Raw genomic sequence first — 18,278 nt, forward strand, 5'->3', positions numbered from 1 at the left:
TCTATTTAACGTCTTTCCAGAAGGCCGCGTTCAGGCGCCAGACCAGCACGAACAGCACCACCAGGAAGAGCATCACCCAGGCGCCGACGCGCACGCGGTGATTCTGCGCCGGCTCGGCCATCCACTGCAGGTAGCCCACCAGGTCGCCGACCGCCTGGTCGTATTGCAGCGGGGTCATGGCGCCGGGGCTCAGCTGCTTCCAGCCCTTGAAGATCCTGGCCTCGTGGCCGTGTTCCTTCAGCGTTTCCCACTCCGGCTCGCGCTCGCCCTGCAGCTGCCACAGCACGTGCGGCATGCCGACGTTCGGGAAAGCGAGGTTGTTCCAGCCGGTCGGCTTTTCGGCGTCGCGGTAGAAGGTGCGCATGTAGGTGTACAGGTAGTCCGCGCCGGTGCCGCCATGGCCCGAGCGCGAACGCGCGATCAGGGTCAGGTCGGGCGGGTTGGCGCCGAACCATTCCTTGGCGTCCTTCGGGTCGATCGCGGCCTTCATCACGTCGCCGACCTTGCCGTCGGTGAAGAGGAGGTTGTCCTTGATCTGCTGCTCGGTGATGCCGATGTCGCGCAGGCGGTTGTAGCGCATGTACGCGGCGGAGTGGCAGTTCAGGCAGTAGTTGACGAACAGCTTGGCGCCGTTCTGCAGGGCCGGCAGGTCGTTGGTGCGGCTGGGCGCCTTGTCCCAATGCACGCCCTCGCCTTCGGACGCCAGCGCGGCGCCCGCGAGGCCGAACGCGACCAGCACGAAGAAGATCAGTTTTTTCATTCTCTGTGGCTCCGGGCTTCTCAGTGCGCGGCGAAGGTGATGCGGTCGGGCACCGGCTTGAACTCGCCCAGGCGGCTCCACACCGGCATCAGCAGGAAGAAGCCGAAGTAGTAGATCGTGCCGATCTGCGCGATCAGCGTGCCGATGGGCGACGGCGGCTGGATGCCGAGGTAGCCCAGCACGAAGAAGAACACCACGAACACGCCGTAGACCCACTTGTGCCAGCTCGGGCGGTAGCGGATCGAGCGCACCGGGCTCGCGTCCAGCCAGGGCAGGAAGAACAGGATGATGACGGCGCCGCCCATGATCACCACGCCCCAGAACTTCGCGTCGAAGGTCTTGAGCAGGACGATCGCGACGGCCGCGACGACGATCAGCGCCACCTTGCCGACCAGGCCCAGGCGGCCCTTCCACAGGGCGAACACGGCGGCCAGCGCGACGATCACGCAGAACACGTCGACCATCACGTCGGTCGTGGCGCGCAGCATCGAGTAGAACGGCGTGAAGTACCAGACCGGCGCGATGTGCAGCGGGGTCTTCAGCGAGTCGGCCGGGATGAAGTTGTTGTACTCCAGGAAGTAGCCGCCCAGTTCCGGCGCGAAGAAGATGATCGCGCTGAACACCATCAGGAAGACGGCGACGCCGACCATGTCGTGCACGCTGTAGTACGGGTGGAAGGGGATGCCGTCCACCGGCTTGCCGCGGGCGTCCTTGGGGGCGTTCGGGCCCTTGATGTCGACGCCGTCCGGGTTGTTGGAGCCGACGTCGTGCAGCGCCAGGATGTGCGCGGCCACCAGGCCCAGCAGCACCAGCGGGATCGCGATCACGTGGAAGCTGAAGAAGCGGTTCAGGGTCGCGTCGGACACCACGTAGTCGCCGCGGATCAGCAGCGCCAGGTCGGGACCGATGAAGGGCACGGCGGCGAACAGGTTCACGATCACCTGGGCGCCCCAGTAGGACATCTGGCCCCAGGGCAGCAGGTAGCCGAAGAAGGCCTCGGCCATCAGCATCAGGAAGATGGTGCAGCCGAAGATCCAGACCAGCTCGCGCGGCTTGCGGTAGCTGCCGTAGATCAGCGCCTTGAACATGTGGAGGTAGACCACGATGAAGAAGGCCGAGGCGCCGGTGGAGTGCATGTAGCGCACCAGCCAGCCCCACGGCACGTCGCGCATGATGTATTCGACCGAGGCGAAGGCGAGGTTCGCGTCCGGCTTGTAGTGCATCACCAGGAAGATGCCGGTGACGATCTGGATCACCAGCACCAGCAGCGCCAGCGAGCCGAAGAAGTACCAGAAGTTGAAGTTCTTCGGTGCGTAGTAGTCCGCCATGTGTTCGTTGTAGAACGTGTAGGCGAACGGGAAGCGGTTGCGCATCCAGTTGTCCACCTTGGCGGGGACGCTGGCGTTCGGGGAGATTTCCTTGAATTCAGCCATGGTGCATCAGGCCTTCTTGTCTTCGCCGATCAGCAGGCGCGTGTCCGACAGGTACATGTGCGGGGGCACTTCCAGGTTGTCGGGCGCGGGCTTGTTCTTGTAGACGCGGCCGGCCAGGTCGAAGGTCGAACCGTGGCAGGGGCACAGGAAGCCGCCTTCCCAGTTGTCCGGCAGCGAGGGCTGCGGGCCGGGGGTGAACTTGTCGGAGGGCGAGCAGCCCAGGTGCGTGCAGATGCCGACGCAGACGAAGAATTCGGGCTTGATCGAACGGGCCTCGTTCTTGGCGTAGTCGGGGATCGGGTAGGCCTTGCGTTCCGAGTTCGGGTCGGCGACCTCGTTGTCGGTCTTCTTCAGGGCCGCGATCTGCTCCGGCGTGCGGCGCAGGATCCACACCGGCTTGCCACGCCATTCCACGGTCATTTTCTGTCCGGGCTGCAGGGCCGAGATGTCGACTTCGACCGGCGCGCCGGCGGCCTTCGCTCTTTCGGAGGGCTGGAAGCTGCTGACGAAGGGAACGGCTACAAAGCCTGCGCCCACCGCGCCGGCACAACTGGACGCGATCAGCCACGTCCGTTTGCTGGCGTCCACCGTGGAGTTGCTCATACGGGTCCTCGAGGATCTCTCGCTGTTTAGGGTCAACCCGCGATTGTAGCGGGTCGTTTCCGGCGTTTTCAACGGGCGGGTTGCAGCGCATACACTCCCGCTCGTTGCTCCAACCACGACGAGGGGTCGCCATGAGGAAGATGCTGCACGAGTTCCGGGAGTTCGCCATCAAGGGCAATGTCGTCGACCTCGCGGTCGGCGTCATCATCGGCGCCGCCTTCGGCAAGATCGTCGACTCCCTGGTGAACGACGTCGTGATGCCGGTGATCGGCGCGATCTTCGGCAAGATGGACTTCTCCAGCTACTTCCTGCTGCTGGGCCCGGCGCCTGCCGGCACCGCGATGAACCTGGACGCGCTGAAGAAGGCCGGCGTGCCGGTGTTGGCATGGGGCCAGTTCATCACGGTGGCCGTCAACTTCCTGATCCTGGCCTTCGTGATCTTCCTGCTGGTGCGGGCGATCAACCGGCTGCGCCGCAAGCACGAAGCGCAGCAGGCGGCGGAAGCGGCGCCGCCGGCGGAGGACATCCTGCTGCTGCGGGAGATCCGCGACAGCCTGAAGCGCTCCTAGGCGGCCAGCTCGCGGGCGACGCGGATCGCCTCGACCAGGCTGCCCGCGTCGGCCCGGCCCGTGCCGGCGATGTCGAAGGCCGTGCCGTGGTCCGGGCTGGTCCGCACCAGCGGCAGGCCCAGCGTCACGTTCACGCCCTTCTCCACGCCCAGGTACTTCACGGGAATCAGGCCCTGGTCGTGGTACATCGCGACCACCGCGTCGAACTCGCCGCGCCGCGCGCGCATGAACACCGTGTCGGGCGCGAACGGGCCTTGCGCCGCGATGCCGTCGGCCTGCGCGGCGGCGACCGCCGGCGCGATCACCTCGATTTCCTCGCGGCCGAACATGCCGCCTTCGCCGGCGTGCGGGTTCAGGCCGGCCACGGCGATGCGGGGGCGCCGGCCGAGCGACGCGCCCAGTGCCGCATCAGTGATGCGCAGCGTCTGCAGCACGCGTTCCAGCGTCACCGCTTCGATGGCCTCGCGCAGCGACAGGTGGATGCTCACCAGCACCGTGCGCAGTTCGTCGTTGGCCAGCATCATGCGCACCGGCATCCGGTCGATCGCGACGCCTGCGTGGGCCGCGGCTTCCGCCTGCAGCAGTTCCGTGTGGCCCGGATAAGGCAGGCCGGCCGCGTGCAGCGCCTCCTTGTTCAAGGGCGCCGTCACCAGGCCGGCGACTTCGCCGCGCAGCGCGGCGCGCACGGCCCACAGCACGGCGTCGGCGGCCATGCGGCCGGCGGCGGCGCTCAGTTGTCCGACGGCGGGCGGCGGCAAGGAGGGGCCGGCTTGCAGGACCGGAATGCAGTTCGGCGGCACCTGATGCACATCGGCGACCTGGTCGATCACGGCGACCGGCAGCTTGCCCGCCGCGCCGCGGCGCATGCAGGCGACGTCGCCCACGACGAAGCAGCCTTGCGTGAGCGCGGGCGATTCGCGGAAGGCCTTGGCCACGATCTCCGGCCCGATGCCCGCCGGATCGCCCATGGTGATTGCAAGCGGCCGGCTCATGCGGGATTCGGCACGTCGATGAATTCGTGCTCGATGTGCAGTTCCTGCGCCACGTGCGCGGCGACGGCCGGCGCCCCATAACGCTCGGTGGCGTGGTGCCCGCAGGCCAGGAAGGCCACGCCGCATTCGCGCGCGTAGTGCGCCTGCGGTTCGGAAATCTCGCCGGTGAGGAAGGCCTGCGCGCCGGCGGCGATGGCCGCCTCGAAATAGGACTGCGCGCCGCCGGTGCACCAGGCGATGCGGCGCAGCGGCCCGTCGGCGCCGGGCACGCAGGTCACTGCGCGGCCCAAGGCCCGTTCGACATGCGCTGAAAGCGCGCCCGCATCGGCGAAGTCCGCATTGCCGATGAAACCGAGGTCCTGCTCGCCGAAGCGCGCGTCGGCCTGCAGCCCCAGCCGCTCGCCCAGCTGCGCGTTGTTGCCCAGCGTCGGGTGCGCGTCCAGCGGAAGGTGGTAGGCGTACAGGTTGATGTCATGCGCCAGCAGCAGGGCCAGGCGCTGCTTCATCCAGCCGGTCACGCGGCCGTCCTGGCCGCGCCAGAACAGGCCGTGGTGCACGAAGATCGCATCGGCGCGCGCCGCGATGGCCTGTTCGATCAGCTCGCGGCTGGCCGTCACCCCCGAGACGATGCGCCGCACCTGCGCGCGGCCCTCCACCTGCAGGCCGTTGGGCCCGTAGTCCTTGAAGCGTTCGGGCGCCAGCAGGCGGTCGAAGGCCTGGAGCAGTTCGTGGCGGTGGGGCATGGCAAGAGGTCACAGGTTCCGGGCCTTATTGTCCTATGCCGGCGCGCGCGGCCCGGCCGAGAATCGTCGCCGCGAAAGGGGACGAGACATGGACGCGCTGGCGCTGATGGTGTGGAGCATGGCCCTGGGGGTGATCGCCGCGCTGGCGGTGGCCCGCCTGGCCGACCTGGTCGCCCGGCCCACGGTCTCGCGCCTGCGCGCCGTGGCCTATCACCTCAGCGTGTTCCTGCTGGTCCTGGTGCTGAGCGGCGTCCTCGCGCATGCACGTGCACCGGCCTCCGGCCTGCTGCTGGCATTGCAGGTGCTGGCCGGGCCGCTGTGCGTGGGCCTCTCGAACCACTGGATCCACGGCTGGCTGCGCGCGCGCCAGCGCGACCGGCTGATGGCCGTCCTGCTGCGGGCTTCCGCCTTCGTGCTGCCGGGGCTGGGCCTTCTCGCGCTGCTGCTGCCGCGGCCGCAGCAGTTGCCGGCGGCGGCGGCGATCTCGCTGCTGGGCGGGGTGCTGACGCTCTGGCTCACGGTGCGCGCCTGGCTGATGGGAGACCGCATGGCGCTGGCGATGGCCCTCGGCTGCTTCTGCACCCTGCCCGCCATCGCCGGCCTCTACGCGCTGGCGATGCACCTGGTGCCGCTGGGCACGCTGGCGCAGGCGTCCCTGGCCCTCCTGGCCGCGGTGAGCAATGCGCTGACGGGGCTGGTGCTGTGGCGGCGCGACCGCCTGGCCTGGCAGACCCGCAGCCGCGCCGGCCGGGTGCCCGCGCACGACCCCGTCACGCAGCTGGCAAGCGCCCGGACGCTGGTGCGGCGCCTGCTCGCGGCCCTGCGCCGGCGGCGCCGCACCGGGCGCGACGGCGCGCTCGTGGCCGTCATGGTGTTCGACGTCGAGCGCGTCGCCGCGCAGGTGGGCGCGGCCGGCGTCAACGAGATGTGGATCGCGCTCGCGGCGCGCATGCGGCGCCAGCTGGGGGTGGTCAATCCCGTGGGCCGCTACTGGGACCGCTGCTTCGTCGGCTTCGTGGAGACCATTCCTTCCCTGCCCTGGTTGCGGACTCTGGGGCTCAAGCTAGCGGTGAGCCTGCGGCACCCGATCGAAGTCCAGGGCCTGGGCGGCGACCGGGTCAAGGTGCACGCGGACATCGGCGTCGGCGTGGTGCACCTGCCGCCGGGGCCGGTGGAGATCGAGGACGTCCTGCATGCCGCCCAGCGCCTGGCCACCGAGGCGCGCGGAATGCGCTCGCGTGCCGCCATGCGCGACCCGGTGTCGGCAGCCGTCGTGCCGGTGGAACATGCCGCGCTTTCGCCGCGGCGCGGCTGGCTGCGGCCGGCCGCCTGAGGCCCCGGCCGCCCGCAGCGCGGTCTACACTCGGGCTTTCCCCCGGGTAAAACGAAAAGATGCGACGCTACTGGCTGGTGTTCTCCCAAGCCGTCACCGTGCTGCTGGCCGCGTGGTTCGTCGTGGCCACGCTGAAGCCCGAGTTGCTCAGCCGGCGCGCCGCCACGGTGTCGTCCAGTGCCGGCGTATCGCTGGTGGAAGCGCCCGCCTCGGTGACGGCGGCCCAGCCCCTGGGCAGCTTCCGGCTGGCGGCGCAGAAGGCCTCGCAGGCGGTGGTGAGCATCAACACCAGCAAGGCGGCCGACCGGCCTTCCTCCAACGACCCGTGGTTCCGCTTCTTCTTCGGCGACCAGGGCGCGCAGCCGCAGTCGGGCCTGGGCAGCGGCGTCATCATCAGTCCCGACGGCTTCATCCTCACCAACAACCACGTGGTCGAGGGCGCGACCGAGATCGAAGTGGCGCTGAACGACAGCCGCAAGACGCGCGCGAAAGTCATAGGCACCGATCCCGAAACCGACCTGGCCATCCTCAAGATCACGCTGGACCGGCTGCCGGTCATCACGCTGGGCAACTCCGACGCGCTGCAGGTGGGCGACCAGGTGCTGGCGATCGGCAATCCCTTCGGCGTCGGGCAGACCGTCACCAGCGGCATCGTCAGCGCCCTGGGGCGCAACCAGCTGGGGATCAACACCTTCGAGAACTTCATCCAGACCGATGCGGCCATCAACCCCGGCAACTCCGGCGGCGCGCTGGTGGACGTCAACGGCAACCTGATGGGGATCAACACCGCCATCTATTCGCGCTCGGGCGGCAGCATGGGCATCGGCTTCGCGATTCCCGTCTCCACCGCCAAGCTGGTGCTCGAAGGCATCGTGAAGGACGGCGTCGTCACGCGGGGCTGGATCGGCGTCGAGCCGGCCGACCTGTCGCCGGAGCTGATGGAGACCTTCGGCGTGAAGGCGAAGAAGGGCGTGCTGATCACCGGCGTGCTGCAGAACGGCCCCGCCGCCCAGGCCGGCGTGCGGCCCGGCGACGTGGTGGTGCAGGTGAGCGGCAAGGACGTGGCCAACGTGTCCGAACTGCTGTCGACCGTGGCCGCGCTCAAGCCCGGCACCGCCACCCAGTTCAAGCTGCAGCGGCGGGACGACAGCGTCGACGTGACCGTGACGCCCGGCAAGCGGCCCAAGGCGCGGCAGGCGCCGCCGCAGGCACCGCAACAGCGCTGACGCCGCGCGTCAGGACTTGGCCGCTTCGGCCCCGTCTTCCGGCGCCTTGGTGTGCTTGATGAAGATCTGCGCGGCCCAGATGCCCACCTCGTAGAGCAGGCACATGGGCACGGCCAGCGCCAGCTGCGACACCACGTCGGGCGGCGTGATGACGGCGGCGATGATGAAGGCCAGCACGATGAAGTAGCCGCGGAAGGCCTTCAGCTTGTCGACTGGCACGATGCCCATGCGCGCCAGCACCACCACCACGATCGGCACCTCGAAGGCGGCGCCGAAGGCGAGGAACATGGTGAGCACGAAACTCAGGTAGGCCTCGATGTCCGGCGCGGCGGTGATGCTCTTGGGCGCGAAGCTCTGGATGAACTTGAACACCTGCCCGAAGACGAAGAAGTAGCAGAAAGCCACGCCGGCGAAGAACAGGATCGTGCTGGACACCGCCAGCGGCAGCACCAGCTTCTTCTCGTGCGAGTACAGGCCCGGCGCGACGAAGGCCCAGGTCTGGTACAGCACGACCGGCAGCGCGATCAGGAACGACGCCATCAGCAGGATCTTCAGCGGCACCACGAAAGGCGAGATCACCGAGGTGGCGATGAGGGTCGCGCCCTTGGGCAGGTTGGCCACCAGCGGCGCGGCCAGGAGGTCGTAGAGCGCCGACGGCCCCGGGTAGATGGCGAGCACGGCCGCCACCACGGCGACGGCGATGATCGCCTTGACCAGGCGGTCGCGCAGCTCGACCAGGTGGGCCACGAACGGCTGTTCGGTGCCGGCCAGCTCGTCTTCCTGGTCGTTGGGAGATGTGGACATGGGGTGAACGGCGGCCGGCGCAGGGGCCGGCTCCGTCTTAGTTGAACTTCTGCGGACGGTACTTTGCCACACGCGCGGCCCCGGACAGGGCCTTGGTGCGCACGCCGCTGCGCGCCTTGTACCACTGCGGCACCGCGCCCTGCTTCACGCGCCACTTCTTCTTCGGGTGCTTGTACTCGGGGAAGGATGGCGTTGCGGACAGGCCGGCCTGGTTGGCCTCGGCGGTGGCTTCCTGCCACTGCTTCTCGAAATCCGAAGCGGCGGTGTGCACCGACGACTCGACGTCGCGGGCGGCGCTTTCCACCGTCTCCTTCATCTTCTTGAGCTCGTCGAGCTCCATCGAGCGGTTCACTTCCGCCTTGACGTCGTTGACGTAGCGCTGGGCCTTGCCCAGCAGCGTGCCGACCGTGCGGGCGACGCGCGGCATCTTCTCGGGCCCGATCACGATCAGGGCCACGACGCCGATCAGCGCCATCTTTTCCAGGCCGAGGTCAAGCACGGGCGGGCTTCAGGTCAGGACTTGTTGCGGGCTTCGACGTCGATGGTGGTCTTGTCGCCCACCGGGCCCTGCGAGGCCGTGACCTGGCTGGCCGGCGGCACCGGCACGTCCGGCTGCGAGCCGTCCTTCATGCCGTCCTTGAAACCCTTCACCGCGCCGCCCAGATCGCTGCCGATGTTCTTCAGCTTCTTGGTGCCGAACACCAGCACGACGATCACCAGAACGATCAGCCAGTGCCAAATGGAAAACGAACCCATATCTACTCCTTCACAACCTGTTGATTCTAGTCGGGTGGCTTAGTTCAGCCCTTCAACCACGGGCGCGGGCCACCGATGACGTGGAAATGGAGGTGGGGCACCTCCTGCCCGCCGTCGGCGCCGGTGTTGGTCACCACGCGGAAGCCGCCTTCCGGATAGGGCCGGCAGCCTTCCTGCTGGGCCAGCTTCGGAACCAGGGCCATGATCTTGCCCAGCAGCGGCGCGTCGCCGTCCTGCACATGCGCCATCGACACGATGTGCCGCTTGGGGATCAGCAGGAAGTGCACCGGCGCCCAGGGATGGATGTCGTGGAAGGCGAGGACTTCCTCGTCCTCGTAGACCTTCTTCGACGGGATCTTGCCTTCCGCGATCTTGCAGAAGATGCAGTTCGGGTCGTGGTTGCTGCTCATGGCGCGCGATTGTCGTTGAAGCGCAGCCAGCCGCGGATGCAGCGGTACAGGTACCAGGCGCCGACGACGAACCAGGCAAACACGCCCGGGAAGATGAACAGCAGGTACAGCGGCGAGCTCAGCACCAGCCACAGCGCCGCCCACCAGAAGGTGCGGATCATGTAGTCGTGGTGCGCGACGTACAGGGGGTCCTGCTCGTCGGACTTGCGGATGTAGTTGACGATCAGCGCGATCACCGACAGCGACCACAGCGTGAACGGCGCCACCGTGTGCATGCCGTACAGCACGTGCATCACGGTGCGGTCGCTCTCGGTCTTGCCGGCAAAAGTGGAAACCTGCGTGTCGGCCATCGTTGCCCTCCTGTGCTTATTCGCCGCTGCCTTCGCGCGCGCGGACCTTGCGCAAGGCCTTTTCCTCGATGCCGCTGGTGCCTTCGCGCCGCGCCAGTTCGGCCACCACGTCGGCCGGCTCCAGGCCGTAGTGGGAGAGCGCGATCATGCAGTGGAACCAGAGGTCGGCCACCTCGTTGACGATCTTCGCGGGGTCGCCGCCGTGGTCGGCGTCCTTGGCGGCCATCACCACCTCGGTCGCTTCCTCGCCGATCTTCTTCAGGAAGGCGTCAGGGCCCTTGTGCAGCAGGCGCGCGACGTAGCTCGCCTCGGGATCGCCCCCGTTGGCGGGCTTGCGGCTTTCGATCACGCTGTGCAGGCGCGCCAGGGAATCGACGGAGTTCATGGCCTTCACTTGTAGATGCTCTCGGGGTCTTTCAAGACCGGTTCGACGGCGTGCCAGGCGCCGTCGCGGTAAAGCTGGAAAAAGCAGCTGTGGCGGCCGGTGTGGCAGGCAATGGAGGGATCGTGGCCATGCTGCGTCACCTTCAGCAGCACGACGTCGTTGTCGCAGTCCAGGCGGATCTCGTGGACCTGCTGCACGTGCCCGGATTCCTCGCCCTTGAACCAGAGTTTCTGGCGCGAGCGGCTGAAATAGACGGCACGGCCGGTCTCGGCGGTCTTCTCGAGCGCCGCGCGGTCCATCCAGGCGAACATCAGCACGTCGCCCGACTTCGCTTCCTGCGCGATGACGGGAACGAGGCCTTGCGCGTCCCATTTGACTTCGGATAACCAGTCCATGGCGGTATTGTCCCCGAACCCCGTCATCCCCGCGAAGGCGGGGACCCGGGGCCTTCGCGGGATCGACGCTAGAGGCGGACCGGAATGCCCCGCTCCGCCATCCGCCGCTTGGCCTGGCCGACCGAGTACTCGCCGTAGTGGAAGATGCTGGCAGCCAGCACGGCATCCGCTCCACCTTGCTGGATGCCGTCCGCCAGGTGGTCCAGGTTGCCGACGCCGCCAGAGGCAATCACCGGCACGCTCACGGCATCGCTCACCGCGCGCGTCAGCGCCAGATCGAACCCGGACTTCGTGCCGTCCCGGTCCATGCTGGTGAGCAGGATCTCCCCCGCTCCACGCTTCGCCATCTCGGTAGCCCAGGCCACCGCATCGAGGCCGGTGTTCTTGCGCCCGCCGTGGCTGTAGACATCCCAGCCGGGACCGCGGGTGGCGGCATCTTCGGCGCTGCGCTTCTTGGCGTCGATCGCGACCACGATGCACTGCGCGCCGTACTTGGCCGAAGCAGCGTTGATCACGCCCGGATTGGCGATGGCGGCGGAATTGAAGCTGGTCTTGTCGGCGCCGGCATTGAGCAGCCGCCGCACGTCTTCCACCGTCCGCACGCCGCCGCCCACCGTGAGGGGAATGAACACCTGCGAAGCCACCGCTTCGATGATCGGCAGGATCAGGTCGCGCTCGTCGCTGGTGGCGGTGATGTCGAGAAAGGTGAGTTCGTCCGCGCCCTGCTCGTTGTAGCGCGCGGCGATTTCCACCGGGTCGCCGGCGTCACGCAGTTCGACGAAGTTGACGCCCTTGACGACCCGGCCGCCGGTGACGTCCAGGCAGGGAATGATGCGCTTGGCGAGCACTCAGCTCCGCCCGTTCAATTCGTCGGCGCGGGCCTGCGCCTTGGCGAAATCGAGGTCGCCGGAGTAGATCGCGCGGCCGCAGATCACGCCTTCGATGCCTTCGTCCTCCACCGCGCACAGCTTTTCGATGTCGGCGATGGAGCCCAGGCCGCCCGAGGCGATGACGGGGATGGACAGCGACTGCGCCAGCTTCACGGTGGCGTCGATGTTGATGCCCGAGAGCATGCCGTCGCGGCCGATGTCGGTGTAGACGATCGACTCGACGCCCCAGTCCTCGAACTTGCGCGCCAGGTCCACCACCTCGTGCCCGGTGAGCTTGCTCCAGCCGTCGGTGGCGACCTTGCCGTCCTTGGCGTCGAGGCCCACGATGATGTGGCCGCCGAAGGCCGTGCAGGCGTCCTTCAGGAAGCCCGGGTTCTTGACCGCGGCGGTGCCGATGATCACGTAGCGCAGGCCGCCGTCGATGTATTTCTCGATGGTGTCCAGGTCTCGGATGCCGCCCCCGAGCTGCACCGGGATGTCGTCGCCCACCGCCTTCAGGATGGAGCGGATGGCGCTGAAGTTCTGCGGTTTGCCGGCGAAGGCGCCGTTCAGGTCGACGAGGTGCAGGCGGCGCGCGCCCCGCTCCAGCCAGGTCTTCGCCATCGCGGCGGGGTCCTCGCTGAAGGTGGTGGCCTGGTCCATGTCGCCTTGTTTGAGGCGAACGCAGTGGCCGTCTTTCAGGTCAATCGCGGGAATCAGCAGCATGGCGGGAAGTGGCGGCGGAACCGGAAGCGCGGAACATGTGCGGATGCATCACGGCGTCCAGTGCAGGAAGTTTCGGTAGAGCGTGAGCCCCTGGTCTGCGCTTTTTTCAGGGTGGAACTGGGTCGCAAAAATATTATCGCGGGCGACGGCGGCGGTAAAGCGCGCGCCGTAATCGGATTCCCCGACGCTGTGGCGCCGGTCCGACGGCCGCGCGTGGTAACTGTGGACGAAATAGAAGTAGCTGCCATCGGGCACGCCCGCCCACATCGGGTGCGGCTGGCTCTGCCAGACCTGGTTCCAGCCCATTTGCGGCACCTTGTAACGGCTGCCATCCGGCTGCAACTGGCCCTCCAGCCGGAAGCGAGCCACGTCGCCGTGGATCAGCCCCAGGCCCTCCGTGGGCCCTTCCTCGCTGCGATCCAGCAGCAGCTGCATGCCCACGCAGACGCCGAAGAGGGGCTTGCTGGCGGCCGACTCCAGCACGGACTCCAGCAGGCCGGAATCGCGCAGCTCGCGCATGCAGTCGGGCATGGCGCCCTGCCCCGGCAGGACGACGCGTTCGGCCCGGCGCACGGCCTCCGGGTCGGAGGTGACGACCGCTTCCAGCCCGCTGCCCTGCGCGACGTGCATGACCGCCTGCGACACCGAACGCAGGTTGCCCATGCCGTAATCGACGACCGCGACGGTCCGAGTGCTCAAAGGCTGCCCTTGGTGGAAGGGATCGTGCCGGCCGCGCGCGGGTCGAGTTCCAGCGCCGAGCGCAGCGCCCGGGCGAAGGCCTTGAAGACCGTCTCGCACTGGTGGTGGGCGTTCTCGCCCTTCAGGTTGTCGATGTGCAGCGTGACGAAGGCGTGGTTGCAGAAGCCCTGGAAGAACTCGTGCGCCAGCTGGGTGTCGAAGGTGCCGATCATGCCGCTCTTGAAAGGCACGTTCATGACCAGGCCCGGCCGGCCGGAGAAGTCGATCACCACGCGCGACAGGGCCTCGTCCAGCGGCACATAGGCGTGGCCATAGCGGCGGATGCCCTTCTTGTCGCCCACGGCCTGGTACACCGCCTGGCCGAGCGTGATGCCCACGTCCTCCACCGTGTGGTGGCCGTCGATGTGGAGGTCGCCCTGGGCGACGATGTCCAGGTCGATCAGGCCGTGGCGGGCGATCTGGTCCAGCATGTGGTCGAAGAAGCCGATGCCGGTCTCCAGCCTGGCCTGGCCGGTGCCGTCCAGGTTCACGCGGACGGTGATCTTCGTTTCCGCGGTGTTGCGGGAGATTTCAGCGGTGCGGGCGGTGGTCATAGGGAAGCCTGGAGCGCGGACAGCATCTGCGTGTTCTCTTCCGCCGTTCCGACGGTGAGGCGCAGGCATCCGGCCAGCAATGGATGCATTCTAGAAACGTTCTTGACGAGCACCCCGCGCGCCTTCATGCCCTCGAAGGTGCGGGCCGGATCGGGCACCCGCACCAGGATCATGTTGGCGTCACTGGGCCAGGCTTTCACGCCGGGCAGCTCGCGCAGCGCCGCCTGGATGCGCTCGCGTTGCGCACGCAGGTCGGCGGCCTGCCCCGCGAACACGGCCTCGTGCTCCAGGGCGAAGAGCGCAGCCTCGGAATTCAGCACGCTGATGTTGTAGGGCGGCCGCACCTTGTCGACCTCGGCGATCAGCGCCTTCGGGCCCATCATGTAGCCGATGCGAACGCCCGCCAGGCCGAACTTGCTGAGGGTGCGCATCAGCAGCACGTGTTCGTGCCGCGCGAAGCGATCGAGGTAGGTCTTGCTGGAAAAAGGCTGGTAGGCCTCGTCGATCACCACCAGGCCGGGCGCCGCCTCCACGATCTTCTCGATGGTGGCATCGTTCCAGAGGTTGGCGGTCGGGTTGTTCGGGTAGGCGAGATAGACGATGGCGGGCTGGTGCAGCGCGATCGCGTCCAGCATCGCCTTCTCATCGAGCTCGAAGTCGGGCGTCAGGTCCACCGGCACGAACTTCAGGCCCTGCAGCTGCGCGCTCATGGCGTACATCACGAAGCCGGGCGCCGGCGCCACGATGGACGCGCCGGGCACGTCGCAGGCCATGGCCAGCAGCGAGATCAGTTCGTCCGAGCCGTTGCCCAGCATCAGGTCGAAGCCGGCGGGCAGCCGGGCATGCCGCGCCAGCGCCAGCTTCAGGTCGTTGACGCGGTCGCCCGGATAGCGGTTCAGCGCCACCTCGGCCAGCCGCTCGCCCAGCTGCCGGCGCAGCTCGGGCGGCAGGCGGTGCGGGTTCTCCATCGCATCGAGCTTCACCAGCCCGCGCGAATCCTGCACGGCATAGGCGTGCATGGACTGCACGTCCTGGCGGATGCGGGTGGCGATGATCTGGGCGAGGCGCGCGCTCATGGGCAAAGGGCCAGGCGTCCGCGGGGCGGACGCTTTCGGAAAGCTGGGGGAGACCCCGATGTTACCGCTTGAGCCGCAGCTCCGCCGCGCGGGCATGGGCTTGCAGGCCCTCGCCGTAGGCCAATTCGGCCGCGATGGCGCCCAGCTTCTGCGCGCCGGCCTCGCTCACCTCGATGATGCTGCTGCGTTTCTGGAAGTCGTAGACGCCCAGCGGGCTGGAGAAACGCGCCGTGGTGCTGGTGGGCAGCACGTGGTTGGGGCCCGCGCAGTAGTCGCCCAGCGACTCGCTGGTGAAGGCACCCAGGAAGATCGCGCCGGCATGCCGCAGCAAGGGCTCCCAGCGGTGCGGCTCGTGGCTGGCGATCTCCAGGTGCTCGGGGGCGATGCGGTTGCTGATCTCGCAAGCCTCTTCCATCGAGCGGGTCTGGATCAGCGCGCCGCGGCCGGTGAGCGACTTGGCGATGATCTCCGCGCGCGGCATCTCGTCGAGCATGCGGTCGATCGCGGACTGCACCTGCGCGATGTAGCCGGCGTCCGGGCACAGCAGGATGCTTTGCGCCAGCTCGTCGTGCTCCGCCTGGGAGAACAGGTCCATCGCCACCCAGTCGGGCGGCGTGCTGCCGTCGGCCAGCACCAGGATCTCGCTCGGGCCGGCGATCATGTCGATGCCGACCTGGCCGAAGACGCGGCGCTTGGCCGAGGCGACGTAGGCGTTGCCCGGGCCGGTGACCTTGTCGACGCGCGGTACGGTCTGCGTGCCGTAGGCGAGCGCGCCCACCGCCTGCGCGCCGCCGATCGTGAAGGCGCGCGTGACGCCGGCGACGTGGGCAGCGGCCAGCACCAGCGGGTTTTTCTCGCCGCGCGGCGTCGGCACCACCATGATGATCTCGGCGACGCCGGCCACCTGCGCCGGGATCGCGTTCATCAGCACGGACGACGGATAGGCCGCCTTGCCGCCGGGAACGTAGATGCCGACGCGATCGAGCGGCGTGACCTTCTGCCCCAGCAGCGTGCCGTCGGCGTCGCGGTAGCTCCAGCTCTCGCCGCTGGCCTTGCGCTGGGCCACGTGGTAGCTGCGCACGCGTTCGGCGGCGGCTTCCAGCGCATGGCGCTGCGCGGCCACGAGCGAATCGAAGGCGGACTTCAGTTCGGCCGGCTTCAGTTCCAGGTCGGGAATGGACGCCGCCTGCATCGCGTCGAAGCGGTTGGTGTACTCCAGCACCGCCGCGTCGCCGCGCTGCTGCACGTCGCGCAGGATGTCCGCCACGGCCTGCTCGATGCCCGCATCGGTGTCCGCCGACCAATGCAGCCGCTGCTGCAGGGCGGCGTCGAAACCGCTGTCGGCCGTGGACAGGCGCAAGGGACGGGCAGTGAATGGCATGTCAGGCGGGAACGGAAGCGGAGATGGTGCGGGCGAAGACGTCGATCAGGCGCCGGATCGGCTCCTGTTTCAGCTTGAGCGCGGCCTGGTTCACCACCAGCCGCGAGCTGATGTCCATGATGCGCTCGACTTCGACCAGGTTGTTGGCCTTGAGCGTGCCACCGGTGGACACCAGGTCGACGATGGCGTCGGCCAGGCCGGTCAGCGGCGCCAGCTCCATGGAACCATAGAGCTTGATCAGGTCGACGTGCACGCCCTTGGCGGCGAAGAAGTCGCGCGCGATGCTCACGTACTTGGTGGCCACGCGCAGGCGCGAGCCCTGGCGCACGGCGGAGGCGTAGTCGAAGTCGGACCGCACGGCGACGCTGACGCGGCACTTGGCAATCTGCAGGTCCAGCGGCTGGTAGAGCCCCTGGCCGCCGTGCTCGATCAGCGTGTCCTTGCCGGTCACTCCGAGGTCGGCGCCGCCGTACTGCACATAGGTCGGCACGTCGGTCGCGCGCACCAGCACCACCCGCAGCTCGGGATCGTTGGTGGCGAGGATCAGCTTGCGCGACTTCTCGGGATCGTCGGAAACGACGATGCCCGCCGCCTTCAGCAGCGGCAGCGTCTCGTCGAAGATGCGGCCCTTGGACAGGGCGAGGGTGATCAAGATCGGGTTACTTTGCTCGTTCGATGTCTGCGCCCAGGGCGCGCAGCTTGCCCTCCATGGACTCGTAGCCGCGGTCCAGGTGATAGATGCGGTCGACGATGGTCTCGCCATCGGCCACCAGGCCGGCGATCACCAGGCTGGCGGAAGCGCGCAGGTCGGTGGCCATCACGGTGGCGCCCGAGAGGCGCTCGACGCCGTGGGTGATGGCGACCTTGCCGTCCACGGTGATCTTCGCGCCCATGCGCATCAGCTCGCTGACGTGCATGAAGCGGTTCTCGAAGATGGTCTCGGTGACCTTGGCATCGCCTTCCGAGATGCAGTTCAGCGCCATGAATTGCGCCTGCATGTCGGTGGGGAAGCCCGGATATTCCGTGGTCTTGAAGCTCTGGGCGTGCAGGCGGCCCTGCGCCTTGACGCGCAGACCGCCATCGACGGCCTGCACCTCGGCGCCGGCGGCGCGCAGCAGGTCGATCACGGCTTCCAGGTGGTCCGCGCGGCCGTCCTTCAGCAGCACGTCGCCGCCGGTGGCGGCCACGGCGCACAGGAAGGTGCCGCATTCGATGCGGTCGGCCACCACCTTGTGCGTGGCGCCATGCAGTTTCTCCACGCCGACGATGCGGATGCGGTCGGTGCCGTGGCCTTCGCACTTGGCGCCCATCGCATTGAGCATGTCGCCGAGGTCGGTGATCTCGGGCTCCATCGCCGGGTTCTCGAGGATGGTCTCGCCCTCGGCCAGCGCCGCGGCCATCATGAAGTTCTCGGTGCCGGTCACCGTGATCATGTCGGTGCGGATCGACGCGCCCTTCAGCCGCGTCCAGCCCTTGGGCAGCTTGGCGATCATGTAGCCGTGCTCGATCACGATCTCGGCGCCCATCTTCTGCAGGCCCTTGATGTGCTGGTCGACCGGGCGCGCCCCGATGGCGCAGCCGCCGGGCAGCGACACCGTGGCCTCGCCGAAGCGCGCCAGCAGCGGCCCCAGGGCCAGCACCGCGGCACGCATGGTCTTCACCATCTCGTACGGCGCCTCCGGGAAGTGCAGCCTGCTCGAGTCGATGCTCACCGTGCCTTCCGGGCTGAACTCGGCGGTCGCGCCCATGTTGCGGATGAGCTTGAGCATGGTCGCCACGTCCTGCAGGCGTGGAATGTTCTGCAGGGTCATCGGCTCGGCGCTGAGCAGTGCGGCGCACAGCTCGGGCAGGGCCGCGTTCTTTGCACCGGAGATCCGGATCTCGCCGGAAAGCGGCCGGCCGCCGCGAATCAAGAGCTTGTCCATCGTGTCTTCAACTGGATTGGGAAGCCCACTCGGCGGGCGTGAATGTCTTCATCGACAAGGCATGTACCTCGTCGGTCTGCATTCTCGCACCGAGAGTCCGGTAGACGCGCTGGTGGCGCTGGATTGCACGCAAACCGGCGAACTCGGCTGACACGATCAGCGCCGACCAGTGGCGGCCGTCGCCGTCCACCTCGAGGTGTTCGCAGGGCAGGCCGGCGGCGATGATGGAACGGAGTTCGTCTGCGGTCAT

General features: G+C 68.0%; 24 protein-coding genes. 3 read left to right on the forward strand and 21 right to left on the reverse strand.

Annotated elements, in window-relative coordinates; all coding sequences use genetic code 11:
• Window position 1 precedes the first annotated feature (1 nt).
• The 3 genes from LZ009_RS00565 to petA are packed head-to-tail and all read right to left on the reverse strand — an operon-like array spanning window position 2 to window position 2,796.
• Entirely contained in the window at window positions 2–760 is a 759-nt protein-coding gene (locus tag LZ009_RS00565; protein WP_275695932.1) for a cytochrome c1, read from the reverse strand.
• Between the two features lie 20 nt (window positions 761–780).
• Window positions 781–2,193, reverse strand: coding sequence for a cytochrome b (locus LZ009_RS00570; RefSeq protein ID WP_275695933.1), 1,413 nt, complete (start codon window positions 2,191–2,193; stop codon window positions 781–783).
• Between the two features lie 6 nt (window positions 2,194–2,199).
• Window positions 2,200–2,796 (reverse strand): ubiquinol-cytochrome c reductase iron-sulfur subunit, encoded by a 597-nt coding sequence (gene petA, locus LZ009_RS00575; protein ID WP_275695934.1) that lies wholly within the window; start codon window positions 2,794–2,796, stop codon window positions 2,200–2,202.
• 140 nt (window positions 2,797–2,936) lie between these two features.
• On the opposite strand from petA, the gene mscL reads away from it, so the two are divergent.
• Window positions 2,937–3,365: a large conductance mechanosensitive channel protein MscL gene (gene mscL / locus LZ009_RS00580; protein ID WP_275697086.1), complete on the forward strand. Its 429-nt coding sequence runs from the start codon at window positions 2,937–2,939 to the stop codon at window positions 3,363–3,365.
• Here mscL and pdxA read toward each other — a convergent pair.
• Together pdxA and LZ009_RS00590 are read right to left on the reverse strand one after the other, a co-directional pair.
• Entirely contained in the window at window positions 3,362–4,357 is a 996-nt protein-coding gene (gene pdxA / locus LZ009_RS00585) for a 4-hydroxythreonine-4-phosphate dehydrogenase PdxA (RefSeq protein WP_275695935.1), read from the reverse strand. The genes mscL and pdxA overlap by 4 nt on opposite strands.
• Window positions 4,354–5,100 (reverse strand): Nif3-like dinuclear metal center hexameric protein, encoded by a 747-nt coding sequence (locus LZ009_RS00590; protein ID WP_275695936.1) that lies wholly within the window; start codon window positions 5,098–5,100, stop codon window positions 4,354–4,356. The genes pdxA and LZ009_RS00590 overlap by 4 nt, the downstream gene beginning before the upstream one ends.
• Window positions 5,101–5,188: 88 nt before the next feature.
• Between LZ009_RS00590 and LZ009_RS00595 the strand changes: the two genes are divergently transcribed.
• Both LZ009_RS00595 and LZ009_RS00600 read left to right on the forward strand, forming a co-directional pair.
• The gene (locus LZ009_RS00595) at window positions 5,189–6,433 is read left to right on the forward strand and encodes a hypothetical protein (protein WP_275695937.1); all 1,245 of its coding nucleotides are present in this window, start codon (window positions 5,189–5,191) and stop codon (window positions 6,431–6,433) included.
• Between the two features lie 59 nt (window positions 6,434–6,492).
• On the forward strand, window positions 6,493–7,659 hold the full coding sequence (locus tag LZ009_RS00600; protein ID WP_275695938.1) for a S1C family serine protease: 1,167 nt from the start codon (window positions 6,493–6,495) through the stop codon (window positions 7,657–7,659).
• A gap of 9 nt (window positions 7,660–7,668) precedes the next feature.
• Here the strand turns inward: LZ009_RS00600 and tatC are convergent, their stop codons facing one another.
• The 16 genes from tatC to LZ009_RS00680 all read right to left on the reverse strand — a co-directional run bounded on the left by tatC (window position 7,669) and on the right by LZ009_RS00680 (window position 18,278).
• Window positions 7,669–8,463: a twin-arginine translocase subunit TatC gene (tatC, locus tag LZ009_RS00605; RefSeq protein WP_275695939.1), complete on the reverse strand. Its 795-nt coding sequence runs from the start codon at window positions 8,461–8,463 to the stop codon at window positions 7,669–7,671.
• Between the two features lie 37 nt (window positions 8,464–8,500).
• A complete protein-coding gene (gene tatB, locus LZ009_RS00610; RefSeq protein WP_275695940.1) occupies window positions 8,501–8,962 on the reverse strand; it encodes a Sec-independent protein translocase protein TatB in 462 nt (153 codons plus the stop codon).
• Window positions 8,963–8,976: 14 nt separating this feature from the next.
• Window positions 8,977–9,219, reverse strand: coding sequence for a Sec-independent protein translocase subunit TatA (tatA, locus tag LZ009_RS00615; protein ID WP_275695941.1), 243 nt, complete (start codon window positions 9,217–9,219; stop codon window positions 8,977–8,979).
• A gap of 44 nt (window positions 9,220–9,263) precedes the next feature.
• Window positions 9,264–9,629 (reverse strand): histidine triad nucleotide-binding protein, encoded by a 366-nt coding sequence (locus LZ009_RS00620; RefSeq protein WP_275695942.1) that lies wholly within the window; start codon window positions 9,627–9,629, stop codon window positions 9,264–9,266.
• Window positions 9,626–9,979 carry a DUF4870 family protein gene (locus tag LZ009_RS00625; protein WP_275695943.1) on the reverse strand — a complete coding sequence of 118 codons (354 nt, stop codon included), beginning with the start codon at window positions 9,977–9,979 and terminating at the stop codon, window positions 9,626–9,628. The genes LZ009_RS00620 and LZ009_RS00625 overlap by 4 nt, the downstream gene beginning before the upstream one ends.
• Window positions 9,980–9,995: 16 nt before the next feature.
• Window positions 9,996–10,364: a phosphoribosyl-ATP diphosphatase gene (locus tag LZ009_RS00630; protein WP_275695944.1), complete on the reverse strand. Its 369-nt coding sequence runs from the start codon at window positions 10,362–10,364 to the stop codon at window positions 9,996–9,998.
• A gap of 5 nt (window positions 10,365–10,369) precedes the next feature.
• A complete protein-coding gene (hisI, locus tag LZ009_RS00635; protein ID WP_275695945.1) occupies window positions 10,370–10,759 on the reverse strand; it encodes a phosphoribosyl-AMP cyclohydrolase in 390 nt (129 codons plus the stop codon).
• 68 nt (window positions 10,760–10,827) lie between these two features.
• Window positions 10,828–11,607, reverse strand: a complete 780-nt coding sequence (gene hisF / locus LZ009_RS00640) for an imidazole glycerol phosphate synthase subunit HisF (RefSeq protein ID WP_275695946.1) — start codon at window positions 11,605–11,607, stop codon at window positions 10,828–10,830.
• The gene (hisA, locus tag LZ009_RS00645) at window positions 11,608–12,354 is read right to left on the reverse strand and encodes a 1-(5-phosphoribosyl)-5-[(5-phosphoribosylamino)methylideneamino]imidazole-4-carboxamide isomerase (RefSeq protein WP_275695947.1); all 747 of its coding nucleotides are present in this window, start codon (window positions 12,352–12,354) and stop codon (window positions 11,608–11,610) included.
• A 48-nt stretch (window positions 12,355–12,402) separates the two neighbouring features.
• A complete protein-coding gene (hisH, locus tag LZ009_RS00650) occupies window positions 12,403–13,053 on the reverse strand; it encodes an imidazole glycerol phosphate synthase subunit HisH (RefSeq protein WP_275695948.1) in 651 nt (216 codons plus the stop codon).
• The gene (gene hisB / locus LZ009_RS00655; RefSeq protein ID WP_275695949.1) at window positions 13,050–13,646 is read right to left on the reverse strand and encodes an imidazoleglycerol-phosphate dehydratase HisB; all 597 of its coding nucleotides are present in this window, start codon (window positions 13,644–13,646) and stop codon (window positions 13,050–13,052) included. The genes hisH and hisB overlap by 4 nt, the downstream gene beginning before the upstream one ends.
• Window positions 13,643–14,722, reverse strand: a complete 1,080-nt coding sequence (gene hisC / locus LZ009_RS00660) for a histidinol-phosphate transaminase (RefSeq protein ID WP_275695950.1) — start codon at window positions 14,720–14,722, stop codon at window positions 13,643–13,645. The genes hisB and hisC overlap by 4 nt, the downstream gene beginning before the upstream one ends.
• Before the next feature lie 61 nt (window positions 14,723–14,783).
• Window positions 14,784–16,103, reverse strand: coding sequence for a histidinol dehydrogenase (gene hisD, locus LZ009_RS00665; protein ID WP_275695951.1), 1,320 nt, complete (start codon window positions 16,101–16,103; stop codon window positions 14,784–14,786).
• Between the two features lies 1 nt (window position 16,104).
• Window positions 16,105–16,755, reverse strand: coding sequence for an ATP phosphoribosyltransferase (hisG, locus tag LZ009_RS00670; protein WP_275695952.1), 651 nt, complete (start codon window positions 16,753–16,755; stop codon window positions 16,105–16,107).
• A gap of 7 nt (window positions 16,756–16,762) precedes the next feature.
• The gene (gene murA, locus LZ009_RS00675; RefSeq protein ID WP_275695953.1) at window positions 16,763–18,028 is read right to left on the reverse strand and encodes a UDP-N-acetylglucosamine 1-carboxyvinyltransferase; all 1,266 of its coding nucleotides are present in this window, start codon (window positions 18,026–18,028) and stop codon (window positions 16,763–16,765) included.
• A gap of 7 nt (window positions 18,029–18,035) precedes the next feature.
• On the reverse strand, window positions 18,036–18,278 hold the full coding sequence (locus LZ009_RS00680; RefSeq protein WP_275695954.1) for a BolA family protein: 243 nt from the start codon (window positions 18,276–18,278) through the stop codon (window positions 18,036–18,038).

The sequence above is a fragment of the Ramlibacter paludis genome, from assembly GCF_022012305.1.
In the GTDB taxonomy this organism is placed as follows: Bacteria; Pseudomonadota; Gammaproteobacteria; order Burkholderiales; family Burkholderiaceae_C; genus Ramlibacter; species Ramlibacter paludis.